The sequence below is a fragment of the Amycolatopsis sp. cg9 genome, from assembly GCF_041346945.1.
Taxonomy (GTDB): Bacteria; Actinomycetota; Actinomycetes; order Mycobacteriales; family Pseudonocardiaceae; genus Amycolatopsis.
In genome coordinates, this window is record NZ_CP166850.1 from 6,962,984 (window position 1) to 6,989,959 (window position 26,976).

General features: G+C 73.9%; 30 protein-coding genes. 24 read left to right on the top strand and 6 right to left on the bottom strand.

Annotated elements, in window-relative coordinates; translation table 11 throughout:
* Nucleotides 1–75 precede the first annotated feature (75 nt).
* The 7 genes from AB5J73_RS32445 to AB5J73_RS32475 all read left to right on the top strand — a co-directional run bounded on the left by AB5J73_RS32445 (nucleotide 76) and on the right by AB5J73_RS32475 (nucleotide 5,308).
* Nucleotides 76–702, top strand: a complete 627-nt coding sequence (locus tag AB5J73_RS32445) for a phosphoribosyltransferase (protein WP_370962518.1) — start codon at nucleotides 76–78, stop codon at nucleotides 700–702.
* Nucleotides 703–877: 175 nt separating this feature from the next.
* A complete protein-coding gene (locus tag AB5J73_RS32450; RefSeq protein WP_370962519.1) occupies nucleotides 878–1,981 on the top strand; it encodes a fatty acid desaturase in 1,104 nt (367 codons plus the stop codon).
* A gap of 121 nt (nucleotides 1,982–2,102) precedes the next feature.
* The gene (locus tag AB5J73_RS32455) at nucleotides 2,103–2,351 is read left to right on the top strand and encodes a hypothetical protein (protein WP_370962521.1); all 249 of its coding nucleotides are present in this window, start codon (nucleotides 2,103–2,105) and stop codon (nucleotides 2,349–2,351) included.
* Between the two features lie 72 nt (nucleotides 2,352–2,423).
* On the top strand, nucleotides 2,424–2,789 hold the full coding sequence (locus AB5J73_RS32460; RefSeq protein ID WP_370962522.1) for a hypothetical protein: 366 nt from the start codon (nucleotides 2,424–2,426) through the stop codon (nucleotides 2,787–2,789).
* Between the two features lie 51 nt (nucleotides 2,790–2,840).
* Nucleotides 2,841–3,029: a hypothetical protein gene (locus AB5J73_RS32465; protein WP_370962524.1), complete on the top strand. Its 189-nt coding sequence runs from the start codon at nucleotides 2,841–2,843 to the stop codon at nucleotides 3,027–3,029.
* Between the two features lie 162 nt (nucleotides 3,030–3,191).
* Complete coding sequence (locus AB5J73_RS32470) at nucleotides 3,192–4,541, top strand: MFS transporter (protein ID WP_370962525.1); 1,350 nt, start codon at nucleotides 3,192–3,194, stop codon at nucleotides 4,539–4,541.
* A complete protein-coding gene (locus AB5J73_RS32475; RefSeq protein ID WP_370962527.1) occupies nucleotides 4,538–5,308 on the top strand; it encodes an N-acyl homoserine lactonase family protein in 771 nt (256 codons plus the stop codon). The genes AB5J73_RS32470 and AB5J73_RS32475 overlap by 4 nt, the downstream gene beginning before the upstream one ends.
* Here AB5J73_RS32475 and AB5J73_RS32480 read toward each other — a convergent pair.
* Nucleotides 5,286–5,963 carry a TetR/AcrR family transcriptional regulator gene (locus AB5J73_RS32480; protein ID WP_370962528.1) on the bottom strand — a complete coding sequence of 226 codons (678 nt, stop codon included), beginning with the start codon at nucleotides 5,961–5,963 and terminating at the stop codon, nucleotides 5,286–5,288. The two genes, AB5J73_RS32475 and AB5J73_RS32480, sit on opposite strands and share 23 nt — an antisense overlap.
* A gap of 132 nt (nucleotides 5,964–6,095) precedes the next feature.
* Here AB5J73_RS32480 and AB5J73_RS32485 point away from each other — a divergent pair, with 132 nt between their 5' ends.
* The 4 genes from AB5J73_RS32485 (at nucleotide 6,096) to AB5J73_RS32500 (ending at nucleotide 9,623) form a co-directional block, all read left to right on the top strand.
* Nucleotides 6,096–7,028, top strand: coding sequence for a shikimate dehydrogenase (locus AB5J73_RS32485; protein WP_370973407.1), 933 nt, complete (start codon nucleotides 6,096–6,098; stop codon nucleotides 7,026–7,028).
* Complete coding sequence (locus tag AB5J73_RS32490; protein WP_370962529.1) at nucleotides 7,015–8,853, top strand: bifunctional sugar phosphate isomerase/epimerase/4-hydroxyphenylpyruvate dioxygenase family protein; 1,839 nt, start codon at nucleotides 7,015–7,017, stop codon at nucleotides 8,851–8,853. The genes AB5J73_RS32485 and AB5J73_RS32490 overlap by 14 nt, the downstream gene beginning before the upstream one ends.
* Nucleotides 8,854–9,028: 175 nt before the next feature.
* Nucleotides 9,029–9,262 carry a hypothetical protein gene (locus tag AB5J73_RS32495; RefSeq protein ID WP_370962530.1) on the top strand — a complete coding sequence of 78 codons (234 nt, stop codon included), beginning with the start codon at nucleotides 9,029–9,031 and terminating at the stop codon, nucleotides 9,260–9,262.
* A 127-nt stretch (nucleotides 9,263–9,389) separates the two neighbouring features.
* Complete coding sequence (locus tag AB5J73_RS32500; RefSeq protein WP_370962531.1) at nucleotides 9,390–9,623, top strand: hypothetical protein; 234 nt, start codon at nucleotides 9,390–9,392, stop codon at nucleotides 9,621–9,623.
* An 18-nt stretch (nucleotides 9,624–9,641) separates the two neighbouring features.
* Here AB5J73_RS32500 and AB5J73_RS32505 read toward each other — a convergent pair whose 3' ends face one another.
* Nucleotides 9,642–9,992, bottom strand: coding sequence for a hypothetical protein (locus tag AB5J73_RS32505; RefSeq protein WP_370962532.1), 351 nt, complete (start codon nucleotides 9,990–9,992; stop codon nucleotides 9,642–9,644).
* A gap of 151 nt (nucleotides 9,993–10,143) precedes the next feature.
* On the opposite strand from AB5J73_RS32505, the gene AB5J73_RS32510 reads away from it, so the two are divergent.
* The 4 genes from AB5J73_RS32510 to AB5J73_RS32525 all read left to right on the top strand — a co-directional run bounded on the left by AB5J73_RS32510 (nucleotide 10,144) and on the right by AB5J73_RS32525 (nucleotide 14,123).
* A complete protein-coding gene (locus AB5J73_RS32510) occupies nucleotides 10,144–11,724 on the top strand; it encodes a wax ester/triacylglycerol synthase domain-containing protein (protein ID WP_370962533.1) in 1,581 nt (526 codons plus the stop codon).
* 93 nt (nucleotides 11,725–11,817) lie between these two features.
* Nucleotides 11,818–12,258 carry a hypothetical protein gene (locus AB5J73_RS32515; protein WP_370962534.1) on the top strand — a complete coding sequence of 147 codons (441 nt, stop codon included), beginning with the start codon at nucleotides 11,818–11,820 and terminating at the stop codon, nucleotides 12,256–12,258.
* Nucleotides 12,259–12,300: 42 nt separating this feature from the next.
* Complete coding sequence (locus AB5J73_RS32520; protein WP_370962535.1) at nucleotides 12,301–13,446, top strand: hypothetical protein; 1,146 nt, start codon at nucleotides 12,301–12,303, stop codon at nucleotides 13,444–13,446.
* Nucleotides 13,443–14,123, top strand: coding sequence for a hypothetical protein (locus AB5J73_RS32525; RefSeq protein WP_370962536.1), 681 nt, complete (start codon nucleotides 13,443–13,445; stop codon nucleotides 14,121–14,123). The genes AB5J73_RS32520 and AB5J73_RS32525 overlap by 4 nt, the downstream gene beginning before the upstream one ends.
* Nucleotides 14,124–14,148: 25 nt before the next feature.
* On the opposite strand, the gene AB5J73_RS32530 is transcribed toward AB5J73_RS32525, so the two are convergent.
* Genes AB5J73_RS32530 through AB5J73_RS32540 form a run of 3 tightly spaced genes read right to left on the bottom strand, consistent with a single transcriptional unit; the run spans nucleotide 14,149 to nucleotide 15,961 of the window.
* Nucleotides 14,149–14,781, bottom strand: a complete 633-nt coding sequence (locus AB5J73_RS32530; protein WP_370962537.1) for a DUF4232 domain-containing protein — start codon at nucleotides 14,779–14,781, stop codon at nucleotides 14,149–14,151.
* Nucleotides 14,782–14,837: 56 nt separating this feature from the next.
* A complete protein-coding gene (locus tag AB5J73_RS32535) occupies nucleotides 14,838–15,551 on the bottom strand; it encodes a hypothetical protein (protein WP_370962538.1) in 714 nt (237 codons plus the stop codon).
* A gap of 50 nt (nucleotides 15,552–15,601) precedes the next feature.
* The gene (locus AB5J73_RS32540; RefSeq protein WP_370962539.1) at nucleotides 15,602–15,961 is read right to left on the bottom strand and encodes a spore germination protein GerW family protein; all 360 of its coding nucleotides are present in this window, start codon (nucleotides 15,959–15,961) and stop codon (nucleotides 15,602–15,604) included.
* A 176-nt stretch (nucleotides 15,962–16,137) separates the two neighbouring features.
* Here AB5J73_RS32540 and AB5J73_RS32545 point away from each other — a divergent pair, with 176 nt between their 5' ends.
* The 9 genes from AB5J73_RS32545 to AB5J73_RS32585 are packed head-to-tail and all read left to right on the top strand — an operon-like array spanning nucleotide 16,138 to nucleotide 26,001.
* The gene (locus AB5J73_RS32545) at nucleotides 16,138–17,031 is read left to right on the top strand and encodes a class I fructose-bisphosphate aldolase (protein ID WP_370962540.1); all 894 of its coding nucleotides are present in this window, start codon (nucleotides 16,138–16,140) and stop codon (nucleotides 17,029–17,031) included.
* 2 nt (nucleotides 17,032–17,033) lie between these two features.
* Entirely contained in the window at nucleotides 17,034–17,624 is a 591-nt protein-coding gene (locus tag AB5J73_RS32550; RefSeq protein WP_370962541.1) for a 2-oxoacid:acceptor oxidoreductase family protein, read from the top strand.
* Nucleotides 17,608–18,849, top strand: coding sequence for a transketolase C-terminal domain-containing protein (locus tag AB5J73_RS32555; protein ID WP_370962542.1), 1,242 nt, complete (start codon nucleotides 17,608–17,610; stop codon nucleotides 18,847–18,849). The genes AB5J73_RS32550 and AB5J73_RS32555 overlap by 17 nt, the downstream gene beginning before the upstream one ends.
* 4 nt (nucleotides 18,850–18,853) lie before the next feature.
* Nucleotides 18,854–19,849, top strand: a complete 996-nt coding sequence (locus AB5J73_RS32560; RefSeq protein WP_370962543.1) for a thiamine pyrophosphate-dependent enzyme — start codon at nucleotides 18,854–18,856, stop codon at nucleotides 19,847–19,849.
* Nucleotide 19,850: 1 nt separating this feature from the next.
* Nucleotides 19,851–21,482 (top strand): NAD(P)-binding protein, encoded by a 1,632-nt coding sequence (locus AB5J73_RS32565; protein WP_370962544.1) that lies wholly within the window; start codon nucleotides 19,851–19,853, stop codon nucleotides 21,480–21,482.
* Nucleotides 21,483–21,498: 16 nt separating this feature from the next.
* Nucleotides 21,499–21,765, top strand: a complete 267-nt coding sequence (locus AB5J73_RS32570) for a DUF1876 domain-containing protein (protein ID WP_370962545.1) — start codon at nucleotides 21,499–21,501, stop codon at nucleotides 21,763–21,765.
* A 2-nt stretch (nucleotides 21,766–21,767) separates the two neighbouring features.
* Complete coding sequence (locus tag AB5J73_RS32575; RefSeq protein ID WP_370962546.1) at nucleotides 21,768–22,277, top strand: flavodoxin family protein; 510 nt, start codon at nucleotides 21,768–21,770, stop codon at nucleotides 22,275–22,277.
* An 8-nt stretch (nucleotides 22,278–22,285) separates the two neighbouring features.
* Nucleotides 22,286–23,401, top strand: coding sequence for a glutamate--cysteine ligase (locus tag AB5J73_RS32580; protein ID WP_370962547.1), 1,116 nt, complete (start codon nucleotides 22,286–22,288; stop codon nucleotides 23,399–23,401).
* On the top strand, nucleotides 23,398–26,001 hold the full coding sequence (locus AB5J73_RS32585; protein WP_370962548.1) for a cation-translocating P-type ATPase: 2,604 nt from the start codon (nucleotides 23,398–23,400) through the stop codon (nucleotides 25,999–26,001). Before AB5J73_RS32580 ends, AB5J73_RS32585 begins: the two co-directional genes overlap by 4 nt.
* Here the strand turns inward: AB5J73_RS32585 and AB5J73_RS32590 are convergent.
* The gene (locus AB5J73_RS32590; protein ID WP_370962550.1) at nucleotides 25,961–26,950 is read right to left on the bottom strand and encodes a hypothetical protein; all 990 of its coding nucleotides are present in this window, start codon (nucleotides 26,948–26,950) and stop codon (nucleotides 25,961–25,963) included. The genes AB5J73_RS32585 and AB5J73_RS32590 overlap by 41 nt on opposite strands.
* Between the last annotated feature and the right edge of the window lie 26 nt (nucleotides 26,951–26,976).

Consider the following 26,976-nt stretch of genomic DNA (forward strand, 5'->3'; position numbering starts at 1 on the left):
TGGATCCTCAGTGCCGGGAGTGCGCGTAGGGTGGGAACGGAGACGGCCCATCGGTCATCGGCCCCGGGAGTTCCCATGCGGTTCCGCGATCGGCGGGAAGCCGGCGAGCGGCTGGCTCTCCGGTTGCGCCCGCTGCTCGGCGCCCGGGCGGTCGTGCTGGGCCTGTCCGAGGGCGGGCTGGTCGTCGGTGCCGAGATCGCCGACGTCCTCGGTGCGCCGCTGGACGTGCTGCTCACCTGCCGGATCGAGTCGGCCGGGCCGCCGGCCACCACGTTCGGTGCCATCGGTGAAGGCGGTTTGCTCGTCTGGGACCACAGCGCGATCCGCCGGTACGACATCGCGGCGGCCGAGCTCACCCGGCTGGCCGAGCTGGCGCGGGCCGGACTGGCCCGGCAGGTCGCGGTCTACCGCCGGGCGACCGCGCCGGTGCCGATCGCGGGCCGGACGGTCGTCCTGGCCGACGACGGCGCGGCCACGGGCACGACCGCGCACACGGCGATCCAGGTGCTGCGGGCCCGCCAGGTCGGCCGGATCGCGCTGGCCGTCCCGGTCGCCCAGGCGCCCGTCCTCGACGTGCTCGCCCGCGAGGCCGACCAGTTCGTCTGCCTGCGCCCGCTGCCGTGGCTGCACGAGGTCCGGAACAGCTACCGGAGGTTCCCCGCGGTCGCCGACACCGAGGCGATCGCCCTGCTGCACCGCTAGTCCACAATGGACTCGAAAGGTGACGGTGCCCACGTTACGGGTTTGTGGCGCCGGGGAAAACGATCCGGCACCACCCACCTGGCCCAGTCCGGCGCGGCCGCGAGGGCATAGGGTGGTGGCCTGGCCCTGGACCACGGCGACCGGTAGAACCGCTCCACCCGAGGAGAACCCGCTGATGACGACCAGTGCCAAGGAACTCGGCCACGCCGAGATCGAGCAGCTCGGCACCGAGCTCGACGAACTCCGCGTGCGGGTCACCGCCGATCTCGGCGCGGCGGACGCCGACTACATCCACAACGTCGTCGCGGTGCAGCGGTTTTGCGAAGTCTCCGGCCGGCTCCTGCTGTTCGCCGGGTGGTTCCCGCCGGCCTGGGTGGGCGGCGTGGCGGCGCTGGCGGTGTCGAAGGTCCTCGACAACATGGAGATCGGGCACAACGTCATGCACGGCCAGTACGACTGGATGAAGGACCCCGCGCTGAACTCGCGGACCTTCGAGTGGGACATGGTCTGCCCGGGCGAGCAGTGGCGCCGCTCGCACAACTTCATGCACCACACCTACACCAACATCCTCGGCCAGGACCGCGACGTGGGCTACGGCATCCTGCGGATCACCGACGACCAGCCCTGGCACCCGTACTACCTGGGCAACCCGGTGTACGCCGCCGCGCAGGCGCTGTTCTTCGAATACGGCATCATGCTGCACGACCTGGAGGCGGACCGGATCGTGCAGGGCCGGCGGCACTGGGCGGACGTCCGGCCGCTGCTGAAGCCGATGCTGCGCAAGGTCGCCCGGCAGGCCGGTCGGGACTACGTGGTCCACCCGCTGCTCACCGGGCCGCTGGCGCCGCTGACGCTGACCGCGAACATCACCGCCAACGTGGTGCGCAACCTCTGGGCGTTCTCGATCATCTTCTGCGGCCACTTCCCCGACGGGGCCGAGGTGTTCACCGAGGAAGAGAGCGAAGACGAAAGCCGGGGGCAGTGGTACCTGCGCCAGATGCTCGGCTCGGCGAACATCACCGGGAGCCCGCTGTTCCACGTGCTTTCGGGCAATTTGAGCCACCAGATCGAGCACCACCTCTTCCCGGACCTGCCGAGCCACCGCTACCCCCGGATGGCCGTGGAGGTGCGGGAGATCTGCGAGCGCCACGGCCTGCCCTACAACACGGGGTCGCTGTCCCGCCAGCTCGGTTCGGTCGCGCGCAAGATCTTCCGGCTCGCGCTGCCGGAGAAAAAGCCGCGCCCGGCCGTGGCGTCCATCTCGTCCACAAAGGACTGATCCGGCGCCCGGCGACCCTGGCCCACCCGGTCGGCGCTGTCGATCGGCCGCGGTCCCGGCTATGCTGGAGGACCGCCCCGGACCCCGGCGGACGATCCGTCGACCGAAGCGGGGATTTACCGTGGATTCAGGCGTGGACGACCTGTACGACGACTACCCGGTGGGCTGGGTCCTCACCTACCGGCGCGGCCGGGCACCCGGTTCACCGACCGGCGGCTGCGAGGCGGGCGTGGTCGTCGGACCGCCGGCCCGGGATCCGCGCACCGGCCTCGAAAAGATCCCGCTCTCACCGCTCGACGGCGGCCGCACGGTCTGGGTCCCCGACCGGGAAGTCATCGGGATCGAGCCACGCCGGCTTCCTCCGTCCTGAGTGGACACCTGATGCCGGGCCGCCCCCGGAAGCCGGCGCCCCCAGACGATCTTCGAGCGAGCAGGTGAGAGCGTGGCCACGGTCGACGGCACCGACGCGGACCCGCGCCGCCCGGCAGGACACGGCGGCTACCACCTGGGCTGGCAGGTGCGTTACCGCAGTCGCGGCCACGCCGGCGTGGCCGCGCACGACCTGATCGGCACGATCGCGGGTCCCAGCCTGCGCGACGAGCACACCAGCACCACCTGGGTGCCGGTGCGCCCCAGGGGTGCGGCCCCCGACGTACCACCGACGCTGGTGCGGTCGCAGGACGTCCTCGACGCCCGCCCGCCCGGCGAACCGGCACCCGGCCGCCCCGCCGAGACCGGTGAAGCCCGAAGCCGTGAGGTGATCGTCGAACTGCCGGTGCGCGGGTCCGACGGGCACCCGCCGGGCTAGGCGGGGCTCGGCGCACCGGGTGGCGGCCGGGGATTCGGGTACCCCCCGGGCATGACCGATGCCGGAGAACGCCCTCGTCCCACCGAAGAACCCGAAGAAGCCGTGCCCGCCGACCACGGTTCCGAAGCCGTGGACCGGGGGCTCGCCCCGCCGTCGGAGGTCCCCGTGATCACCTCGACCCACCCCCTCGACCGCGGGCTCGCTCCGCCCGACGAGGAGGAGACCGCCCCGGGGCGGTGACGGGCGCCGGGCTCGGGTGACGACGATCTTCCCGCCGTGGCGGGGAAAATTGGTACTTGACAAGCCCGCGGGTGCCCTTCAGTCTCTCTAATTAACCGTACGGTACATACCTGAGCGGTTACTTGCCTGGACTGCACTGGCGCACCCGTGGAGGAGATTGACGTGACCGATCGTCCGGAGGGCGCTGTCGGCGCCCCGCCCGCGGGCCGGCCCGCCAAGGCGGCCTTGGCCGCCTGGATCGGAAGTGCGCTCGAGTACTACGACTTCTTCATCTACGGCACGGCGGCCGCGCTGGTCTTCAACAAGATCTTCTTCCCGGCCTCGTCCCCGGCGACCGGCACGCTGCTCGCGCTGTCGACCTTCGGGGTCGGTTACGTGTCGCGGCCGCTCGGGGCGCTGCTGCTGGGGCACCTCGGGGACAAGTTCGGCCGCAAGCGCGTCCTGCTGATCACCCTCCTGCTGATGGGTCTGTCCACTGTGCTCGTCGGCTGCCTGCCGGGCTACGGGACGCTGGGCGTGGCCGCGCCGATCCTGCTGGTCGCGCTGCGGTTGCTGCAGGGCCTGTCCGCCGGTGGTGAGCAGGCGAGCGCGAACTCCATGAGCCTCGAACACGCGCCCGAGCACCGCCGCGCGTACTACACGAGCTTCACCCTCAGCGGCACCCAGGCGGGGCAGATCCTGGCCACCGCGGTGTTCCTGCCGGTGGCCGCGCTGCCGCAGGAGGAACTGCTGTCCTGGGGCTGGCGGGTCCCGTTCTGGCTCAGCGCCGTCGTGGTGCTCGTCGGGTACTACATCCGCCGTTCGCTGGAAGAGACGCCGGTCTTCCGGGAGGAGGTCGCCAGCGGCGAAGTGGTGAAGCTGCCGCTGGCCGTGCTGCTGCGGGACCACTGGGCCGACGTCCTGCGCGTGGTCGTGGCGGCGTTGATCGCTTCGGTCAGCACGATCTTCACCGTCTACGCGCTCAGCTACGCCGTGAACACGGTGGGCCTGAGCAAGACGCCGATGTTGTGGGTCGGCGTGCTGGCCAACGTCGCCGCGGTGGTCACGATCCCGTTGTGGGCCAGGTTTTCCGACCGGATCGGGCGCAAGCGGATCTTCGTGGCCGGTTCGCTGGGCTGCGCGATCCTGATCTTCCCGTACCTCGGCGCGATCGCGGCGGGCAGCTACCTCTGGATCTTCGTCGTCGGCATCGGGATGTTCGGCATCGTCTACACCGCCACGAGCGCGGTCTGGCCGTCGTTCTACGGCGAGATGTTCCCCGCCAGGGTGCGGTTGTCGGGCACCGCGATCGGGACCCAGATCGGGTTCGCGATCAGCGGGTTCCTGCCCACCATCGCGGTCGGCGTCACGGGCACGGGCCGGGGCGCGTGGCTGGGCGTCGCCGTCTTCACCGCCGCCCTGTGCCTGGTGAACGTGATCGCCGTGGCCACCGGGAAGGAGACCTACCGGGTGCCGACCGCCCGGCTGGGCCGCAAGGAACCGGCGCGTGGCGAGGTCAGCGTCCCGCAATGAGCGTGTTCGAGGTCTACGCGCTCTGCTACGGCCGGCGCACGGGGTTCCGCGGCGAGCATTTCCTCGGCTACGACGGGGAATCCGCGGCACCCCACCCGACCGCCTACTACGTCTGGCTGGCGGTGTCGCCGGAGCACACGGTGCTCGTCGACGCGGGCATCCGGGCGGCACGGGCGAGGGAGGTGGACGGGCTCGAGTACGTCGAGCCCGTCCGGCTGCTCGCCGCGCTCGGTGTCGATCCGGGGGCGGTCGGCCACGTCGTCCTCACGCACCTGCACTACGACCACTGCGGCACGGTGGCGGACTTCCCCGGCGCGCGGTTCGTGGTCCAGCGGTCCGAAATGGACTATTGGACCGGCCCGTGGGCCAAGCGGATCGAGCGGGAGCGGTGGCTGCTCGACGAAGTGGCCCTCGGCCACGTGCGGGCGGGCCCGGTCGACCTGGTCGACGGCGACGCCGAGGTGGTGCCGGGGCTCAGCGTCCACCTCGTCGGCGGGCACACCGCGGGCATGCAGGTCGTGCGGGTCGAAACCGCCGCCGGTCCGATCGTGCTGGCCTCGGACGCCACGCACTTCGACGAGAACATCGAGCACGACCGCCCGGCGCCGCTGCTGCACTCGATGACCGGGGTGTACGGCGCCTTCGACCGGGTCAAGGAGCTGGCCGGCGCCGGCCTGGTCGTCCCCGGCCACGATCCGGCGGTGTCGGCCCGCTACCCGCCCGTCGCCGACCGGGTCGTGCGGCTCAGCGCGTCGTCAGGTAGCTGACCAGCAGGTCGGCGACCATGCGCCGGTGGTGCTCGCGCAGCGCCGGGTCGAGCATGTCGCGGCCGAAGATCGCGTTGAACGTGTAGCGGTTCGCGGTCCGGAACACGCAGAACGCGCTGATGGCCATGTGCACGTCGAGCGCGTCGACGTCGTCGCGGAACTGCCCGGCCTCGCGGCCGCGGGCGAGGATGCGGGTGAGCACGTCGAGGGCCGGGTTGGCCAGGTTGGACAGCGCGGTCGACCGGGCGATGTGCTCGGCGCGGTGGATGTTCTCGATGCTGACCAGCCGCACGAAGTCCGGGTGGGACTCGTGGTGGTCGAACGTGAGCCCGGCGAGCTGCCGGATCGCCTCGGCGGGGTCGAGGTGGTCGACGTCGAGGTTCTGCTCGAGGGAGCGGATGACCGTGTAGGCCCGTTCGAGCACCTCGACGAACAGCTGGTCCTTGTTGGTGAAGTAGTAGTAGATCATCCGCTTGGTGGTGCGGGTCTTCGCGGCGATCTCGTCCACCCGGGCGCCGTCGAACCCCTTTTCGGCGAACTCGCGGGCGGCCGTGTCGAGGATCTCGGCCCGCGTCCGGTCCGCGTCGCGGATGCGCTCGGGCCCGGCTTTCGCGGGCGCGCTCGACACCTCGCCCGACGATGGTGCTGCTGCCACGGGTTTCCTTCCTCGCTCCGGCTGGTCTGACCCACTCTAGGACGTGACGGTGGATCCGGGACCCTTCACGGGGCCGGTGCCGTGAGGTACAAATAACGTACTGGTTCGTACATTAAGGGAGTGCTGGTGTCCTTGTCATCGACCGTCGAGGCGATTCGCGCCCACGCGGCGCGCGCGACGCCGGGCGCGGTGCTCACCGGGCTGATCGGCGCGGGTATCGGGCCCTCGCTGAGCCCGCCGCTGCACGAAGCCGAGGCGCGCCGGCTCGGCCTGGAGCTGGTCTATCCGCGGTTCGACCTCGAGGACGAGGGCGTGCCGGCCACCGCCGTCGGGGCCCTGCTGGCCGCGGCCAGGGACGCCGGCTACCGCGGGCTGAACATCACCCACCCCTGCAAGCAGGTGGTGCTCGACCACCTCGACGAGCTGTCCCCCGACGCGGCCGCGCTGACCGCGGTCAACACGGTCGTGTTCCGCGACGGCCGGGCGATCGGGCACAACACCGACTGGTCCGGCTTCGCCCGCGGCCTGCGGACGGGGCTGCCCGGCGCCGATCTCGGCGCCGTCGTCCTGCTCGGTGCGGGCGGTGCGGGCGCGGCGGTGGCCCACGGCCTGCTCACCGCCGGAGCGGGCCGCGTCCAGGTCTTCGACCTCGACACCGGGCGGGCCGCCGCGCTCGCCGCGGCCCTCGCCGGCCGGTTCGGTGCCGAGCGCGCGGCAGCCGGGACGGACCTCGCGACGGCGGTCGGCGCCGCGGCGGGGCTCGTGCACGCCACCCCGACCGGGATGGCCGCCCACCCCGGGCTGCCCCTGCCCGCCGGCTTGCTGCGCCCGGACCTCTGGGTCGCCGAAGTCGTCTACCGCCCGCTCGAAACCGAGCTGGTCCGGACCGCCCGCGCCGCGGGCGCCCGGGTGCTCGACGGCGGCCGCATGGCCGTGTTCCAGGCCGCCGAGGCGTTCGCGCTCTTCACCGGTACCCGGCCCGACGCCGGCCGGATGCTGCGCCACTTCGCCGACCTCACCGGTACCCCACCCCTGGAAAGGCAGCCCGCCGATGTCCTCGACTGAGTCCCGCCGTTCGATCGCCACCGTCTGCCTGTCCGGGACACTGGAAGACAAGCTGACCGCGGCCGCCCGCGCCGGGTTCGACGGGGTGGAGATCTTCGAGAACGACCTCGTCGCCTCGGCGTGGTCGGCCAAGGAGATCGGCGAGCACTGCGCGGAACTGGGGTTGTCGATCGACCTGTACCAGCCGTTCCGGGACTTCGAAGCGGTGCCACCGGACGTGCTCGCCCGCAACCTCCGGCGCGCGGAGCTGAAGTTCGACGTCATGGAGCAGCTCGGCGCCGACACGATGCTGGTGTGCTCGTCGGTGTCGCCGGACGCGGTCGACGACGACGACCTCGCCGCCGAACAGCTGCACCTGCTCGCCGAGCGCGCCGCCGCGCGGGGGATCCGGATCGCCTACGAAGCCTTGGCGTGGGGCCGGTTCGTCGACACCTACGAGCATTCGTGGCGCATCGTGCGCCGCGCCGCCCACCCCGCGCTCGGCCTGTGCCTGGACAGCTTCCACATCCTGTCGCGGGGCAGCGACCCGGCGGCGATCCGCACGATCCCGGGGGAGAAGCTGTTCTTCCTGCAGCTGGCCGACGCGCCGCGGCTGCAGATGGACGTCCTGCAGTGGAGCCGGCACCACCGGCTCTTCCCCGGCCAGGGCGCGTTCGACCTGACGACGTTCACCGGTCACGTGCTGGCGGCCGGCTACCGCGGGCCGCTGTCGCTGGAGGTGTTCAACGACGTCTTCCGCCAGGCCGACCCGGTGCCGGCCGCCGTCGACGCGATGCGGTCCCTGCTCGGCCTGCAGGAAACCCTGGGGGCCGCGGAGCTGCCGCCCGCGCCGGCGCTGGCCGGGCACGCGTTCGTCGAGCTGGCGGTCGACGACGAGGCGGAGCCCCGGCTGGCGGCGGCGCTGGGCGGGCTCGGGTTCACCGAGACCGGGCACCACCGGTCCAAGCCGGTCCGGTTGTGGCAGCAGGGAAACGCGCGGATCCTGCTCAACAGTTCCGGGGCTTCGGCGGGCGCGTCGGTCGGTGCGGTCGCGGTGGAGAGCGCGGACCCGGTCGGCTCGGCCCGCCGCGCCCAGCGGCTGCTCGCACCGATCCTGCCGCGCAGCCACCGCGCGGACGAGGCGGACCTCTCGGCGATCGCCGCGCCGGACGGGACCTCGGTCTTCTTCTGCCGCACCGGCGCCGACACCGGCGACAGCTGGCTCGGCGACTTCACGCTGACCGAGCCGGCCGGCCCGGACGCCGGCGTCACCGGGATCGACCACCTGGCGCTGACCCAGCCGTTCGACCACTTCGACGAAGCGGCGTTGTTCTACCGCGCGGTCCTCGGCCTGGAGCCGGAACCCGTGACGGAGTTCGCCGCGCCGTTCGGCCTGGTGCGCAGCCGGACGGTGGCCGACCCGGCCGGGCGGGTCCGCATCGCGCTCGAATCGGCCCTGCTGCGGCGGGGCGACTGGGCACCGGGCGTGCGCGAACCACAGCGCGTCGCGCTGACCACCGGCGACGCGCTCGCGTCCGCGCGCCGCATGCGTGCGCTCGGGGCGCCGCTGCTCGAGATCCCCGGCAACTACTACGACGACCTCGACGCCCGGCTGGCCCCGGACGCCGAGCTGCTCGCCGCCCTGCGCCGGCAGTCGGTGCTCTACGACCGGGACGAGCACGGCGAACTGCTGCACTTCTTCACGGTGGTCCTCGGCGGCCGGGTCTTCTTCGAGGTGGTGCAACGGATCGGCGGCTACGCCGGGGACGGCGCGGCGAACTCCCCGGTCCGGATGGCCGCGCACCGGCGGCAGCGCGCGGCCGCGGGCAGCGGCAAGTCCGCCTGAGGGCGCCGGGCCGGCAGCGAGGCGCACGACCGGCCGTGGGGCACAACTGCCCTGGCCGGTGGGGATGATCGGCCACCCGGCGCGGGCCTTCGCCTCTGGGTGCGGCACCGGCCGGGCGGCCAGCATCGAAGCGTCGGCGACGGCCGCACGACGTTCTTCGGGCAGGAGGCCTGCCATGACTTCTCTCCAGCACCGCCGGGACCCGGGGCCGGCCCGGGCGGGCGGGTTCCCCGAAGGGCTGCGGGTGGGCGTCCGCGGCGGCCGGTTCGACGGCCGCCGCGGCGTGGTCGTGGACCGGGCCCCCGACCTGCGGCCCGGTTCGGTGTGGGTCGAGTTCACCGGTGAGCCGCCGCGGCTCGTACCCGGGTACCGCCTCGACGTGACCGAGCTGGCGGACGACCGGCCGTGACCGCGGGCACCCGTCCCGGAGGACCTTCCGACCGCGGACGGAGGACCAAGGGCCCTGATCTTCAGCCGGCCGCGTAGGGCATCGTCGGTGTGACCGCCGCTGCTTCCCCGCGCACAGAGGACCTGACATGGTCGAGACCCCGGTTGCCGATGCCCCGATGTCCGAGGAGCGTTCCCGCGCGATCCGGGTGGTGCGGCACCACGCCCGCGACTGCCGTGACGAAGCCGAGCTCATGGCGATGCTCGGACTGGATCAGGTGCCGAGCCCACCGGCGCGGCGTCCGCACGGCGCCCTGTCCGCGGCCGAACTGCGGGCGCTGCTGGCCCCGGTCGCGGCGGAGCGCGCGAAGGCGATCACCTGATCCGCCGCCCGCGCGGAATCACTCCGGGGGCGGAGCCTGCTTCGCGCGCCGCGGGGAGCGTCGGCGGGTGTACTGCGGGCCGTGGAAGACACTGGCCGCCAGCAGGATGCCGGACACGAAGCCGAAGTCGTACCAATGCCCGTTGTTGTGCACCTCGTAGACGCCGACGTGCTCGTCGAACAGCGAGACGAGGAACGTGACCGGGCAGCTGAAGCCGTGCCACAGCCCCAGCCAGAAGCCGGGCAGCAGGGCGGTGCCGGCGGCGCTGTTGGCGGCCGGCGCACAGCCGGCCAGGAGCGCGCCCAGGCCGACGACCACCCCGGCCGCGACGAGCCGGCGGCGGGCGGGAGTGCGGTGTCGGAGGTTCACGGCACCACCGTCCCCGGCCCGGTGGCCAGGCGGAAAGGGCCGAAGGTCACCGGCCGGGGCACCGGCCCGGTGTGCACTGTGGACTTTCCGCCGCCGGACCGGGGACTTCGGACTCTGGCCGGGCGGTGGCCGGGCCCGGTCGGCTGGGTCCATGCCGCCGACCAGACCGTCGCCGCCGCCGGTCATCGACCGCGCGAGCCCCGCGGACCGCGCGTTCCTGGCCATGGACACCGGCGACGTACCCGAGCAGTTCGGCGTGGTCCTGGACCTCGGCCCGGCCACGGCGTTCGACCTGGCGCGGGCCCGACAGCTGGTCGCCGACCGCGTCCCGGCCGTCCCGCGGCTGCGGCAACGGCTCGTCCGGGCGCCGTTCGGCGGGGGCGGGCCGTTCTGGTCGGACGACGCGGGCTTCGACGTCCGCCGCCACGTGCGGGCCGTGGTGTGCGCGCCGCCGGGCGACCGGCAGGCCTTGCTGGACACCGCCGTGTCCCTGGCCGAGACGCCGCTGCCCCGGGACGCGGCGCTGTGGTCGATGGCGTTCGTGACCGGCCTCGCCGACGACCGGGTCGCGCTGGTGGTCGTGCTGCACCACGTCCTGGCGGACGGCGTCGGCGGTCTCGCGGTGCTGGCCGATCTCGTCGACCAGGGCGCGGGGGCGCCCGCGAAGCCCTTCCCGCGGCCACCGCCCACCGCGGGTGCCCTGGCCCGCGACAACGTCCTCCGCCGGCTGCGGGCGCTACGCCGGTGCGGGCAGGCCGTGCGGGCGCTGCGTACCTCCATGCGCGCGGCTGGGGGGCTGCGTCCGCCGCGGGCGGCGGCGTGTTCGTTGTTGCGGCGCACTGGGGTGCGCCGTCGGGTGGTGGTCGTGGGTATCGGGCGGTGGGTGTTGCGCGTTTGCGTGCGTGCGGCTGGGGGTCTGCGTGCGCCGCGGGCGGCGGCGTGTTCGTTGTTGCGGCGCACTGGGGTGCGCCGTCGGGTGGTGGTCGTGGGTATCGGGCGGTGGGTGTTGCGCGTTTGCGTGCGTGCGGCTGGGGGTCTGCGTGCGCCGCGGGCGGCGGCGTGTGCGCCGCTCCGGCCCACCGGGGCGCGCCACCGGCTGGTGGCCGTCAGCACCGGGCGGCCGGCGCTGGCCGCGGCCGCGCACCGCCACGGTGCGTCGGTCAACGATGCCGTCCTGGTCGCCGTTGCCGGGGCGCTGCACCGGCTGCTGGTGACCCGGGGCGAGTCCGTCGGCACCTTCGCGGTCGCCGTGCCGGTGTCCGGCCGGCGGCCGGGCCGCGGGGGCGCGCTCGGCAACGCGGTCAGCCCGATGCTCGTCCGGGTCCCCGGGACCGGTGACGTCGCCGGGCGGCTCGAACGCGTCGCGGCCGAGGTGCGGGCGGGCAAGGCCGCCGCGACCGGACCGCCGCCGATCGCCGTGCTGGGCGGCCTCTTCCGGCTGCTGGCCGCGGCCGGCGGCTACCGGTGGTACCTGAACCACCAGCACCGGATGCACACGCTCGTCAGCCACGTGCGCGGCCCGGCCGAGCCGGTCACGTTCGGCGGGCTGCCGGTCGGCTCGGCGATCCCGGTCGCCGTCGGTGACGCCGGGAACCTGGGCGTGTTCTTCGAGGTGCTGTCCTACGCGGGAACGGTGACGATCTCGGTGGTCGCCGACCGGGACGGGGCCGGGGACCTCACCACCCTCGCCGACGGCCTGCGCGCCGAACTGGACCTCGTGCTCGGCGCGTGACCGCGGCCCTTTCGGCCTCCTGCCCGTTGACCTAAGGCCCTGCCGCCCGGCGCCCCGCCGGCCGGACGATCGGGGCGGGGAAGGGAGGCTGTCATGACCGTCGGCCAGGAGACCCGTCGCCCTCGGGCCGGAAAGCGCCGCGCCGGCTACCTGATCGGCGCGCTCGTCAACGTCCTGGTGCTGCTCGCCGCCCACGCCTGGCCCGGCTGGGAAGCCGTGCCGTTCCTGACCGGCGACACCCCTCGGGTGCTGGGCGTGGTCGATCTCGCGCTGACGGCCGGGGTGGCCACCAACGTGGCTTTCCTCGGCTACGACCCCGAGTGGCTGACCGCGCTGGGCGGCCTGGTGACGACCCTGGCCGGGCTGGTCGCCGTCGTCCGGGTCTGGCAGGTCTTCCCCTTCGACTTCGCGGGTTCTTCCTTCGACTGGCCCGTGACGGCGCGCGTCCTGCTGGTCGTCGGCATCGCCGGCTCGGTGCTCGGGGCGCTCGTGCAGCTGGCGACCCTCGTGCGCGCCGGACTCCGGCGCCGCTAGGCGAACCCCGGTTTTCCCCGCCCGACAACGAAAGGTGACGCCGTGACCGAGTCCGTGACCACCTCCGCCGGCCGCTCGCTCGAGCCCGGCGGCGTGGACCTGCTGATCGACCGGTTCCTGCCGCGGTTCGACGTGACGCTGGCCGAGCACGTCGTCGTCGACGCCGGTGCCGAAGCGACCTGGCGCGCGGTCCGCGAGCTCGACCTGACGCGCGTGCACACGCCCCTGGTGGACGCGGCGATGTCCGTCCGGGGCGTCCCGGCCGCCCTGGCGCGGCGGTTCGGGGGCGCGGAGCCGGCCGAGCCGCCCGCCGAGCTGAAGCTGTTCGGCGGCGGCAGCGGGTTGCCGGGATGGCTGTTCCTGGGCGAAACGCCCGGCCGGGAGGTCGTGCTCGGCGCCGTCGGCCGGTTCTGGCAGCCCGACATCGAGTGGTACGACGTGACCGGGATGACCCCGGACGGCTTCGCCGCGTTCGCGGAACCGGGCTGGGGCCGCATCGCGGCCGGGTTCTCGCTGCGGCCCTACGGCCAGGGCCGCACCCTGCTCTCCTACGAGGCACGCACGGCCACCGCCGATCCCGGTTCCGCTCGCCGGTTCGCGCGCTACTGGTGGCTCGTCCGGCCGTTCGCGCGGACGATCATGCGGGCGGCCCTGACCGCGGTCCGCGAGCAGGCCGAATCCCCTGGTGCGGCCGAGGCGCCGCCGGCGAACCCGCTGCGGCGGTGGGGGCGGTGGCTCTACCGGGGCGCCCGGCCCCACGGCCTGGCGCGAGCCCTGAACCGCGGATCCGCCCTCGTGTACTCGGCCGGTGTGCTGCCCCGCCGGCTGGTCACGCTGGAGGTGCCGGGACGTCGTTCGGGCACCGTCGTCGGGGTCCCCCTGGTGGTCGCCGACCACGACGGCGAACGCTACCTCGTGGCCATGCTCGGGCCGGCCACCCACTGGGTGCGCAACGTCCAGGCCGCCGGCGGGCACGTGGTGCTCCGGCACGGGCGCGCCGAGCACGTCCGCCTCGCCGAGGTGGCCCCGGAGCTGCGCGCGCCGGTGCTCCGCCGCTACCTGGCCTGCGCACCGGGTGCCCGAGCCCACATCCCGGTCGACCGCCACGCGCCGATCGAGGACTTCGCCCGGGTCGCCCCCGGCATCCCGGTCTTCCGCATCGTGCCCGAGCGGGCGGAACCCGCGTGAGCGCGCCGGCGGCCGAGCGGTGGGGCGCGGCCAGCGGGTTCGCCGTGATCGTGGTGAGCGCCGCGGCGATGGTCTTCGAACGCGGCGCGGTCCTCCCGGCCGACTCCGCCGACGCGGTCGTAGCCCACTACACCGGGAACCGGGGCGCGATCTTCGCCCAGAGCATGCTGTTCCTCGCCGGCGCCGCGCTCTACCTGTGGTTCCTGGGCAGCCTCCGCAGCTTTCTGCTCCGCGCCGAAGGCGGAACCGGCCGGGTGTCGGCGATCGCGTTCGGCGCGGGAGTCGTCTGGATCGGGCTCAGCGCGCTGGCCCAGGCGTTCCAGATCGGCCTCGCCGCCGCGCCCGCCGCGGCGGCCCTCCCCGCCCTGATCGCCACGATGAACGCCGTGTTCACGATCTCGGCCCTCCCGCTGGCCGTGCTGCTGGCGGCGGTCGCCGCGGTGACGTGGCGGCACCACGCGTTCCCGGCCTGGCTGGGCTGGGTCGCGGTGGTGGCCGCCGGCGCGCAGATCCTGCTGTGGTCGAGCACCGTCGTCGGCAGCGGGCCGTTGGCCGCGGACGGCTGGCTGAGCTACGCGCTCTACCCCGTGTTCCTGGTGTGGCTGGTCCCGGCGACGGTCGTGATGACGGGCCGGTCCCGGCGTTCTCCCGGCCCGGACCGGGAACGGCCGGAGTAGCGGCGCGTGATGCGGTGCGGCGGGCTCAGTTCGAGCCGGTGCCGGGCCGCACGGCGGTGACGCTCAGCGGCCGTTGCCCCGGCATGTGCTCGGCGCAGGCGTGCGCGCCGGGTTCGGGCAGCAGCACGGAGACGGTGTTGCCCGGCGGGTAGACCCGCAGGCCGGTCACGGGTGCTGGGGCGCAGGCCGCGGGGTCGTAGTGGCTGACGTCGACCTGATCGACCGTCGCCGAGGCGGTTTGCCCCCGGTGCAGCACCACGACCGGCGTGGCGCCGGGGTCGCGGTCCGCGGCGTCGCCCACCTGGTGCTGGTCGTCGCCGGCGTAGTGGGAAACCCTGGGGTACCCGGTGATCCGGCAGGGGGCACCGGTGTCGGTGAAGAGGACGGCGACGTAGTAGTTGCCGGCGGCCGTGTCGCCCGGTTCCAGCTTGACGGCCAACCCGGCGGTCGTGCACCGCTCGACCGGGACCGCGCCCGCGGTCGTGGGTACGGCCGTCCGGGGTGGGGTTCCTGCCGGGGCCGAGGACGTCGCCGGTGCCGGCACCGGATCCGTGGTGGCGCTCGGACCGGCGGTGCCGGCGTCCGAACCGCACGCGGCGGCGAGCAACGCCCCGGCGGCCAGGGCCACCGGGCGGACGTCGAACCCGATTCTGCTCACGGTGTTCCCCTCCGGCGTCGGTCGGTGTTCCGGCCCGTGCCGCTCCGCCGGACCGGTCAAGCGGACAGCGTCAGCCCGCGGTCGCGGATCCGGTCCCAGGCCGACACCGGCAAGGCGACGGTGACCAGCAGTTCGTCGACGCTGGAGAACCCGGAGTCCCGGCGGGCGCCGACGATGTCCTCGGCGGCGGGCAGGGGTATCTCGCACAGCCGCGCGATCGTCGCGGCCGGGGCGTTGTTGAGGTCGACGAGACCGCCGTCGTCGTAGTCGCGGGCCAGGTCGGGCCGGCCGATCCGCAGGTCCCGAGCCAGCAGGGGATCGGATTCGGCGAGCCGGCGCGCGGTGGTGCGCCGGCTCCGGGCGGCGAGGGCCCGGCTGAGGCCGGGTTCCGGAGCACCGCCGCGGCCCCGGGCGACGCGGCGCCGCACCGCCCACTGGTGCGCGCAGGCGACGGGGATCAGCACGAGCCAGCCCGTCCCGGCGATGGTGGGCAAGACGGTCCCGGCGGTCCCGACCGCGGTGCCCTGCGCGTCGACCGGTGCGGTGGACGCGCACACGAACAACCCGGCGAGCACCGCGCCGTAGGCGGCGGCGGCCCACCGCAGGCGGGCACTGCCGAGCACCACGCCCGCGTGGAGGAACGGCACCCACGCGGCCAGCCCGGCGGTGAGGATCGTCAGCGGGAGGTACCACCAGCCCGCGGGCCAGGACCGGGTCGTGCCCGCTGCCGGTCCGGAGTCCCGGGTGCCCGGCGGACCGCTGCTCGTCATGTCGATCACCTCTCCGTTCGCTTCGGACGGGGACCGGGCCGCGGGGGTGGTCAGGACTCACCGGCCGGGGCCGCCGCGCGGTACTTGAGCTTCGCGAGGCGCGTCGCCGCGAACAGCGCCGCGACGGCGATCATGCCGACGGTGGCCAGCAGGCGGTTGACGTCCACCGCCGGTTCCCAGCGCAGCTTGCCGTCCTTGATGACGTACGCGCCGACCGGTTTGGCCGACAGGCCGAAACCGCCGCCTTCGCCGGAGCGGCCCTTCTCGTCGCGGCTGTCGCCGCCACCGCCGCCGGTGCCGACCGTGGACGCCACGATCACGGTGACCCCGTCGGTCTCGTACGGCTCGCCGAAGACCATCTTCGTCTCCAGCCCGTTCTTCGCCTTGGTGAGCAGTTCATCGACGTTCACGACGACCTCCCGGTTGAGTTCCCCAGTCTCGCCGCCGACCGGGCCGTCGTCGCAAGGGTCCAAGGTCCCCGGAGTCCCGGCCGGCCGCCTCGGGCATCGGTGGCGTTCGGCCGCTGTGCGCACCGCTTCCGCGCGGTGTGCTGGGCGCACACGAACCAGCGACTCCGGAGGCCGCCATGGCGCACCGTCCCGCACTGGCCGAACTCGGGCTGAACACCGGCAAGAAGACGCGCTTGCACCGCATCCTGCACGACCACGGCCTGCGCAACGGGACCGCGTTCTTCCTGCCCTACGACCAGGGCCTCGAGCACGGGCCGCGCGACTTCTTCGCGAACCCCGCCGCGGGCGACCCGAAGTACGTCCTCAAGCTGGCGCTCGAAGGCGGCTTCAACGGGATCGCCCTCCAGATCGGCCTGGCCGAAAAGTTCTACTGGGACTACGCGGGCGAGCTGCCGCTGGTGCTGAAGCTCAACGGCAAGACCGAAATCCCGCCGGACGGCGAGGCGCTGTCGCCGCTGCACGGCAGCGTCGAGGACGCGGTCCGGCTCGGCGCGGACGCCGTCGGGTACACCCTCTACGTCGGAACTCCCGCGCAGGAACCGGACTTCGCGCAGCTGCGGCGGGTCCGCGCCGACGCGCACCGCCTGGGCATGCCGCTGATCGTCTGGGCGTACCCGCGGGGTTCGGCCATCGAGGGCAAGGGCGGGAAGGACTCGTTCTACGCCGTCGACTACGCCGCGCGCACCGCGTCCGAGCTGGGCGCCGACGTCGTGAAGGTCAACTTCCCGCACCCGGCGAAGATCGACAACGTGCCGGCCCCGTACGCGAAGGAAACCACCAGCCAGCAGGCGATCGACGCCGTCGTCCGGTCGGCCGGGCGGACGCTGCTGCTCGTTTCCGGCGGTGGCAAGGCCGGCGACGACGCGATGCTCGAGAAGGCGCGCGAGTCGATGGAGGCCGGCGCGACCGGGCTGATCTTCGGCCGCAACGTCTGGCAGCGCGACCACGACGAGTCCCTGCGGTTCGTCTCGGCGCTGCGCGACATCCTCGCCAAGTACCCGAGCACATGAGCATGACCGAAGTCCGCATCCACGGCCGCGGCGGCCAGGGCGTGGTGACCGCGGCGGAGCTGCTGTCGGTCGCCGCGTTCACCGAAGGGCGGCACGCGCAGGCGTTCCCCAGCTTCGGTTCGGAGCGCACGGGCGCACCGGTCGTGTCCTTCTGTCGGATCGCCGGCCGGGTGATCCGCACGCGGGAACCGATCGTGCGGCCGGACGCGCTGATCATCCAGGACGCCACCCTGCTGCACCAGGTGAACGTCTTCGAGGGCTTGAAGCCGGCGGGCTACCTGCTGGTGAACTCCGCGCACAGCTTCGAGGAACTGGGGCTGGGGGAGTTCGTCCGCGGCTTCCGGCGCGAGCGGCTGCTCGTGGTGCCCGCGACCGAGCTGGCGCAGCAGCACCTCGGCCGCCCGATGCCGAACGCCGCGCTGCTGGGCGGGTTCGCCGCCCTGACCGGCGTCGTCGAGCTGCGCTCGGTGATCAGCGCGATCTCCGGCCGGTTCAGCGGCGCGAAGGCCGACGGCAACATCGCCGCGGCGACCGCCGCGTACGGGTTCGTCCGCGCCGAACGGGAGGAGCTCTCCGGTGCTCAGGCAGATTGAGGGGTCCAAGGCCGTCGCCGACGCGGTCGCGCTGTGCCGCCCGGAGGTCGTCTGCGCGTACCCGATCTCACCCCAGACGCACATCGTCGAAGGCCTGGCGGAGCTGGTGAAGTCCGGTGAGCTCGCGCCGTGCGAGTTCGTCAACGTCGAGTCGGAGTTCGCCGCGATGTCAGTCGCCATCGGGGCGTCCGCGGCCGGTGCGCGGGCCTACACGGCCACCGCGAGCCAGGGCCTGCTGTACATGACCGAGGCGGTGTTCAACGCCTCCGGGCTCGGCCTGCCGATCGTGATGACGGTGGCCAACCGGGCGATCGGCGCGCCGATCAACATCTGGAACGACCACAGCGACAGCATGGCGCTGCGGGACGCCGGCTGGATCCAGCTCTACGCCGAGACGAACCAGGAGGCCGCCGACCTGCACGTCCAGGCGTTCCGGATCGCCGAGGAGCTGTCCACGCCGGTGATGGTCTGCATGGACGGCTTCGTGCTGACCCACGCGTGGGAGCAGGTCGACACCCCGGAGCAGGACCAGGTCGACGCCTTCCTGCCGCCGTACGAGCCCCGGCAGGTCCTCGACCCGGTCGAGCCGTCGTCGATCGGGGCGATGGTCGGCCCCGAGGCGTTCACCGAGGTCCGCTACCTCGCCCACGCCCGCCTGACCGAGGCACTCGACCTGGTCCCGGACGTCGCGGACCGGTTCGCGGAGAAGTTCGGGCGGAACTCCGGCGGGCTGGTCCGCGCGTACCGCACCGAGGACGCCGACACGATCGTCCTCGCGCTCGGCTCGGTGCTCGGCACGCTCAAGGACACCGTCGACGAACTGCGCGAGGACGGGCTGCGCGTCGGCGTGCTCGGCCTGACCTGCTTCCGCCCGTTCCCCGCGGCCGCCGTCCGCGCGGCGATCGGGCACGCCGCCCGCGTCGTCGTCCTGGAACGGGCCTTCGAACCCGGTGTCGGGGGGATCGTCACGCAGAACGTCGTCACGGCTTCGCCCGCAACGGAAATCCACACGGTCGTGGCGGGCCTCGGCGGGCGCGCGGTCACGAAGAGCTCGCTGGACCGAGTGCTGCGAGCGGCGGACCGGTTGCCGCCGTTGACGTTCCTCGATCTCGACCGCTCGCTGATCGACCGGGAGCTGGGCCGGCTCGCCGCCGCCCGGCGCTCGGGCCCCACGGCCGAAAACCTCCTGCGCGACCTCGGTGCGGTCGCCTCACGGATCGGGTGATGACATGGCGGTGACGCCGATCAAGTTCTACCAGACCGGCAGCTTCGCGGTCGGGGGCCGATTGCTCGGCGACGACCAGCGCAGCGTGCAGTCCGACCGCGAGCGGATCAACTCGATCGACTGCGGGCACCGCGCCTGCCAGGGCTGCGGCGAGGCACTGGGCGCGCGGTACGCCCTCGACGCGGCCATGCGCGCCACCGGGAACCGGATGGTCGCCGTGAACGCGACCGGCTGCCTGGAAGTCTTCTCGACGCCGTACCCCGAGACGTCGTGGCGGATCCCGTGGCTGCACTCGCTGTTCGGCAACGCGCCCGCGGTGGCGACCGGCGTCGCCGCGGCGATGAAGGCCAAGGGCCGCACGGACGTCCGCGTGGTCGGCCAGGGCGGTGACGGCGGCACGGTCGACATCGGTTTCGCCTGCCTGTCCGGCATGTTCGAGCGCAACGACGACGTGCTCTACATCTGCTACGACAACGAGGCCTACATGAACACCGGCGTCCAGCGCTCCGGCGCGACGCCGGCCGCGGCCCGCACGGCGACGACGCCCGCGGTCGGACCGGAGCCCGGTGCGGTGTTCGGGCAGGGCAAGAACGTCCCGATGATCGCGCTGGCGCACGAGATCCCGTACGTGGCGACGGCGACCGTCGCGGACCTGCGCGACCTCGAAGCGAAGGTCACGCGGGCGATGGAGTTCCGCGGCGCCCGCTACCTGCACGTGCTGGTGCCGTGCCCGCTCGGCTGGGGCAGCGCGTCGCACGACACGATCCTGATCGCCCGCCTGGCCAAGGAAAGCGGGCTGTTCCCGGTGTTCGAGGCCGAGCACGGCGAGATCGTCGCGACGTCGAAGATCCGCCGCCGGGTGCCCGTCGAGGACTACCTGCGGCGCCAGACGCGGTACGCGCACCTGTTCGGCGACGAGCCCCGCACCGACGTGATCGCGCGGATCCAGGCGCAGGCCGACCGGAACATCCGCCGCTACGGCCTGCTCGGAGAGGACTGACATGGAGCACGAGAAGCCGTTCGCGATCACGCTCGACGTCGGGTCCAGCCGGGCCAACAAGACCGGCGCGTGGCGCAGCGAGCGGCCGGTCTACGTCGACCTGCTGCCGCCGTGCAACCAGGCGTGCCCGGCCGGCCAGGACATCCAGAAGTGGCTCTACCACGCGGAATCCGGGAACTACGAGGACGCGTGGCGGGGGATCATGGCCGACAGCCCGTTCCCGGCCGTGCTCGGCCGGATCTGCTACCGGCCGTGCGAGAGCGCGTGCAACCGGGGGCAGCTCGACGAGGCCGTCGGGATCAACTCCGTCGAACGGTTCCTCGGCGACGAAGGGATCAAGCAGGGCTGGACGATGCCGGTGACGGCCGCGCCGTCCGGCAAGCGGGTGCTCGTCGTGGGCGCCGGGCCGGCGGGGCTGTCCGCCGCGTTCCACCTGGCGCGGTCCGGGCACGCCGTCACCGTCCGCGACGCGGAGGCCGCGCCCGGCGGCATGCTGCGCTACGGCATCCCGCGCTACCGGCTGCCCCGCGACGTGCTCGACGCGGAGATCGGCCGGATCCGCGCCATGGGCGTCTTGTTCGAGCAGGACAGCCGCGTCACCGACGCCGCGAAGGCGATGACCGAAGGCGGGTTCGACGCGGTCTTCCTCGCCGTCGGCGCCCAGGTCGGCAAGCGGGCCTACATCCCCGCGGGCGACTCGGCGCGCGTGCTGGACGCCGTTTCCCTGTTGCACGACGTGGAAAGCGGCGAACGGCCGCTGCTCGGCCGCCGCGTCGCGGTCTACGGCGGCGGCAACACCGCGATGGACGCCGCCCGCACCGCGAAGCGGCTCGGCGCGACCGACGCCGTGGTCGTCTACCGCCGCACGCGCGACCGGATGCCGGCTCACGAGTCCGAAGTGGCCGAAGCCACCGAAGAAGGCGTCTCGATGCGCTGGCTGTCGACGATCAGCGAGGTCGACGGCGAGGGCATCACGGTCGAGAAGATGCGGCTCGACGAGTCCGGGTTCCCGCAGCCGACCGGCGAGTTCGAGCGCCTGGCCGCGGACAGCGTCGTGCTGGCCCTCGGCCAGGACAGCGATCTGTCCCTGGTGGACAGCCTGCCGGACGTCGACCGCACCGGCGGCGTCGTGCGGGTCGGCGCGGGCCTGATGACCGGGCACCCGGGGATCTTCGCCGGCGGCGACATGGTGCCCTCGGGCCGGACCGCGACCGTCGCGGTCGGCCACGGTGCGAAGGCGGCCGAGGAGATCGACGGCTGGCTGCGCGGGACCGCGGTCGCCGCGCCGCCACCGCCGCGTCCGGCGACCTTCGAGAACCTCAACACCTGGTACTTCAGCGACGCCGACCGGACCGTCCGGCCGCACCTCGACCTGTCCCGGCGGGTGTCGACGTTCGACGAGATCAAGGGCGGCCTGGACCCGTCGACGGCGTTGTTCGAGGCCCGCCGCTGCCTGTCCTGCGGCAACTGCTTCGAGTGCGACAACTGCTACGGGGTCTGCCCGGACAACGCGGTGATCAAGCTCGACCCGGGTGACCGGTACGCGATCGACCTCGACTACTGCAAGGGCTGCGGGATCTGCGTCGCCGAATGCCCGTGCGGCGCCATCGAAATGGTCCCCGAAGAAACCTGACCCGAAGGAGAGCGCCATGGAAGAGAAGCGCTGGCACGTCGAACTGATCATCGACGAAGACGGCGAGCGCACCCGGGCCACGGCCCGGCTGCACACCGCCGACGACACCCGGATCTCCGGCACCGGCACGGCCCGGCTCAACCCGGCCGACCGGAACGTGCCCGAGATCGGCGACGAGCTCGCGGCGTCGCGCGCGTTGAGCGACCTCGCGCACAACCTGCTCGAGTGCGCCGCCGGCGACATCGAAGAGCTCACCCACAAGCCGGTCGAGCTGAGGAGCTGACGATGCGGATCCTCGTCGTGTTCGAATCGATGTTCGGCGCCACCGAACAGATCGCCCGCGCCGTCGGCAAGGGGCTGGCCGCCGAGGTGGTCAACGTCGACGACGCGCCGGCGGACGTCACCGGCGTCGACCTGCTCGTCGTCGGCGGGCCCACCCACGTGCACGGCATGAGCCGCGCCGCGACGCGGAAATCGGCCGCGGACCAGGGCGAGGAGCCGACCCGGTCGAAGACCGGGGTGCGCGAGTGGCTCGGCGCCCTCGGACCGGTCCCGCCGGGACTCCCGGTCGCGGCCTTCGACACCCGGATCGACAAGTCGCGCCTGCTCACCGGTGCCGCTTCGCTCGGCATCGCGAAGCGGCTGCGCCGGCTCGGGTGCCGGCTGGCGGTCCCGGCCGAGAGCTTCTTCGTCGGCACGGACCCGGGCGGCACCGGCCCCGCTCCCGGCGAGCCGGACCGGGCCGAAGCCTGGGGCGCGGCGCTCGGCGCGGCCGCGCGCCGGACCGTGTCCTGAGGCCGGTCGTGGCCGACGGGGGAAGCACGGTCGGGGTCGAGGAGGAGTTCGTGCTCGCCGACCCGCGGTCGGGGGCGACGGCCGCGGTGGCACCGCGGGTCCTGGAGCTGCTGGCGGACGAGCCGGGCGTACAAGCGGAGTTCCTGCGGTTCCAGGTGGAGACGGCGACCGGCGTGTGCCGGTCGCTGCCGCAGGTCCGGGCGGACCTGACCCGGCTGCGGCGGCGGCTGGCGGAGGCCGCGGAACCCGCCGGCTGCGTCGCGCTGGCCACGGGCGTCGCCCCGTTCGGCGCGGCGCCGCGGGTCACGGCCGATCCGCGCTACCGCACGCTGGCGGCCCGGTTTCCCGCGCTGGTGGGCGAGGCGGGGACGTGCGCCTGCCACGTCCACGTCGGGGTCCCGTCTCGGGCCGCCGGGGCGCGGGTGCTGGCGCGGCTGCGCCCGTGGCTCGCTGCCCTGCTGGCGATCAGCGCGAACTCGCCGTACGTCGAGGGGCTCGATTCCGGGTGGGCCAGCGCCCGGTACCCGCTGTGGTCGCGCTGGCCGACGGCCCGCCCGCCGGGCGAGTGGCGCGACGTCGCGGACTACGACGCGGCGGTCGGCGGTGCCGTCCGCGGCGGGCAGGCGATCGACGCCCGCAGCGTCTACTTCTACGCTCGCCTGTCCCCGCGCCACCCGACCGTCGAGGTGCGGATCGCCGACGTCTGCCTCGAGGTGGCCGACGCGGTGCTGCTCGCGGGCCTGGTGCGGGGCCTGGTCGTCACCGCGCTGGCCGAGGAGCGCCGCGGCGCGCCGCCGCCGCGCGTACCGGACGCGCTCGTCGAGCGGGCGCTGCGGGCGGCCGCGCGGTACGGCCTCGCCGGACCGGGCGTCGACGTGCTGACCGGCATCCCCGTGGCGCACGAAGGACTGGTCGAGGACCTGCTCGCCTACGTCCGGCCCGCACTGCGGGCGATGGGTGACCTCGACGACGTCGTGGCCGGCTGGTGCGCGCTCAGGTCCCGGGGCGGGGGCGCCGAGCGGCAGCGGGCGCTGCGCGCCGGGTCGGCCACCCCGGCGGAGTTCGTCGCCCGCCTGGCCGCGGTGACGAGCGGCGAAGACCGGGAACGGAAGGCAGCGCAGTGAAGACCACCGCCCACCCCGAGGCGTTCCACGCCCGCCCGGCGCCCGACGTCGCCGAGCAGCTCGGCGTCGACCCGCGAACCGGTCTCGGCACCGAAGAAGCCGAAGCGCGGCTTGCGCGCTCGGGCCCCAACGAAGTGCCGGCGCAAGCCGGGCCGGGTCCGGTGCTCCGGCTGCTGCGCCAGTTCCACGACCCCCTCATCTACGTCCTCCTGCTCGCCGGCGTGGTGACCGGGCTGTTCGGCGGCTACGTCGACGCCGGGGTCATCGGCGGGGTCGTCGCCCTCAACGCCCTCGTCGGGTTCGTCCAGGAGTCGCGGGCGCAACGCGCGCTCGACGCGCTGTCGAAGATGCTGCCGGCCGACGCGACCGTCGTCCGCGACGGCGTCACCCGGCGGATCCCCGCGGTGCGGCTCGTGCCGGGCGACGTCGTCGAGCTCGCGGCGGGGGACCGGGTGCCCGCCGACGTGCGCCTCGTCGAGGTCCGCATGGCGGAGGTCGACGAGTCGGCCCTGACCGGCGAGTCGATGGCGGTGCGCAAGTCCGCCGACGCCGTGCCGGCGGAAGCCGTGGTCGCCGACCGGGCCGGCTGCGCCTACTCCGGGACGCTGGTGACCCGCGGCTGGGCCCGCGCGGTGGTCACGGCGACCGGCGGCGCGACCGAGCTGGGCGGCATCCAGCACCTGGTGGCCACCGCGGAGGTCGTCGCCACCCCGCTCACCCGCAAGCTGGCCCGGTTCTCGCGGCAGCTGAGCATCGCGATCGTCGCGGTCGCGGCCGGGGCGTTCGCGCTCGGCGTCGGCCGGGGCACCCCGGCCCCCGAGATGTTCACCGCCGTCGTCGCCCTCGCCGTCGGCGCGATTCCCGAGGGCCTGCCGGCCGCGGTGGCGATCGTCCTGGCCATCGGCGTGGTGCGGATGTCGCGGCGGGGCGCGATCGTGCGGAACCTGCCGGCGGTCGAGACCCTCGGCGGCACCACGGTCATCTGCACCGACAAGACCGGCACGCTCACCCGGAACCGGATGACCGTGACCACCCTCGCCGTCGCCGGCCGGGTGGTTCCCCCGGCGGAGGCCCGCGAGTGCCTCGTCGCCGGCGTCCTCTGCAACGATGCCCAGCTCGGCGAGGGCGACCCGACCGAGATCGCGTTGCTCGAGTCGGCGATCGCGGCCGGGCTGGACCCCGAGGCGATCCGCGCCGCCGCGCCGCGCACGGACACCGTGCCGTTCGAGTCGGAGACCCGCACGATGACGACGGTGCACGGCGCCGTCGGCTACCTCAAGGGCGCGGTCGAAGAGGTGGTCGCGCGGTGCGAGACCGAGCTCGGCCCCGGCGGCGTCCGTCCCCTCGACCCGGCCGCGCTGGACCGGCTGCACCGGGAGCTGACCGATCAGGGCCTGCGGGTGCTGGCGTTCGCCCGCTTCACCCCGGGTTCGGCACCGACTTTGCTGGGCCTGCAGGCGATGCACGACCCGCCGCGGCCGGAAGCGGTCGCCGCGGTCGCGGCGTGCCGCAGCGCGGGCATCCAGGTCAAGATGATCACCGGCGACCACGCCGGGACGGCCCGGTCGATCGCCGCCGAAGTCGGTCTGGTGGACGACGCCGCGGCCGCGCGGGTCCTCACCGGAGCCGAGCTGGCGGAGCTGCCCGAAGCCGGGTTCGACGAGACGGTGGCGGCCACGCAGGTGTTCGCCCGGGTGTCGCCGGGGCAGAAGCTCCAGCTGGTGCACGCCTTGCAGCGGGGCGGGCACGTGGTCGCGATGACCGGCGACGGCGTCAACGACGCACCGGCGCTGCGCCGCGCGGACATCGGCGTCGCCATGGGGCGCAACGGCACCGATGCCGCCCGGCAGGCCGCCGACATGGTGCTGACCGACGACGACTTCGCCTCGATCGAGTCGGCGGTGCGGGAAGGCCGGAGCGTCTTCGACAACCTGCGGAAGTTCATCGCCTGGACGCTGCCGGCCAACATCGGCGAGGGCATGGTCGTGCTGGTCGCGATCCTGCTCGGCGCGACGCTGCCGATCGTGCCGGTGCAGATCCTGTGGATCAACATGACGACGGCGGTGTTCCTCGGTCTCACGATGGCGTTCGAACCCACCGAGAGCGGCATCATGGCCCGGCCACCGCGCCCGCCGAAGCGGCCGCTCTTCACCGCCGCGTTGCTGCGCCGGGTCGTGCTCGTGTCGCTCCTGCTGGTCGTGGCCGCGTTCGTGGTCCACCGAGCCGAGCTGGCCGCGGGCTGGTCGCTCGCGCAGGCCCGCACGAGCGCGATCAACGTGTTCGTCGGCGTGCAGGCCGCGTACCTGCTCAGCTGCCGGTCGCTGGACCGGCCGGTGCTGCTCGCGTGGCCGGGCCGCAGCCGGATGTTCGGTCTCGGCCTCGGGCTCACGGCCGGGCTCCAGCTGCTGCTGACCTACGCGCCGGTCATGAACACGTGGTTCCACACCGCGCCGGTCGGCGCCGGCTCCTGGCTGTGGGTCCTGGGTGCCGCGGTCGTGGCGTTCGCCGTGGTGGAGGCGGACAAGCTGTTCTGGCACCGGGTGGCGGCGCGGCGGCGGGTCAGCTCAGCCCGGGAAGGCGGCGAAGGGCGAGTGCGGTGACCGCCGACGTGGTGGCCGCCATCAGGAGGCCGCCGAGCACCCCGACGGCGATCGTCGTGGGGAGGCTCTGACCGGATTGCCACAGCGGCGTGGTCACCCCCAGGAAGACCGCGAGGCCGACCAGCCACGCGCCGGCCGTGGTGGCGATCCACCGCGCCGAACGGGGAACGTGGCGGCGCAGGACCAGCCACTGGGCGAAGCCGATCGAGCAGAGCAGGGCCAGGCCGAGGATCCCCGCGGCCGGCCAGAGGACCAGGGGCGGCCAGCTGCTCAGCCGGGTTGCCCAGGTGCTCGGCGCGAGCCCGGCGAGGTAGGCGAACGCCGCCGCGGCCGCCGTGCCCGCGATCCAGTGCCGCCTGTTCACCGCGGGCAGGGCGCGGCTCAGGACGAGCGCTTGCCCCGCGCCCAGCACGGTCCCTTCGGCCGCGCCGGCGACCAGCAGCACGGGGAGGGCGGCGGGGGAGCCCGCGGTGAGCGCGCCGGCCGTCGCCGGGATCGCGAAACCGGAGAACTCGGCCACGGTCACGAGCAGGAACCAGGTCCACGCCAAGCGCCGCCCGCGCAGCGGCGGCTGGGCGGCGACGGTGAAGCCGATGACCGGCGTGTCCGGGGTCAGGCGGACACGCGGGAAGCGGTTCCGGTAGGTCTCGGCGGCCGCGGCCCGCTCGGCTCCGGCGAGCACCCGCCCTTCGGCGGCCGTCCACCGGCCGTCGAGCAGGACGTCGGCGTGGTGGCCGGCGCGGAAGTGCCGCCACCAGCGCTTGCCGTCCGGGTTCCCGGCCACGACCAGGATCCCCGCGCCCGAACGGGCGTACTGCACGGGGAACACGACCGGCGACGGCCGCCGGGCCGCCGGGTAGCGCAGTGCGCAGAGCTTTCCGGCCACGAGCGGGGAAAGCCCGGACGCGAGCAAGCGGACGAGCAGCCGGTTCGCGGCGGTGGCGGTCATCCTCCGCCCGGTTCCGTGCTTCGCCC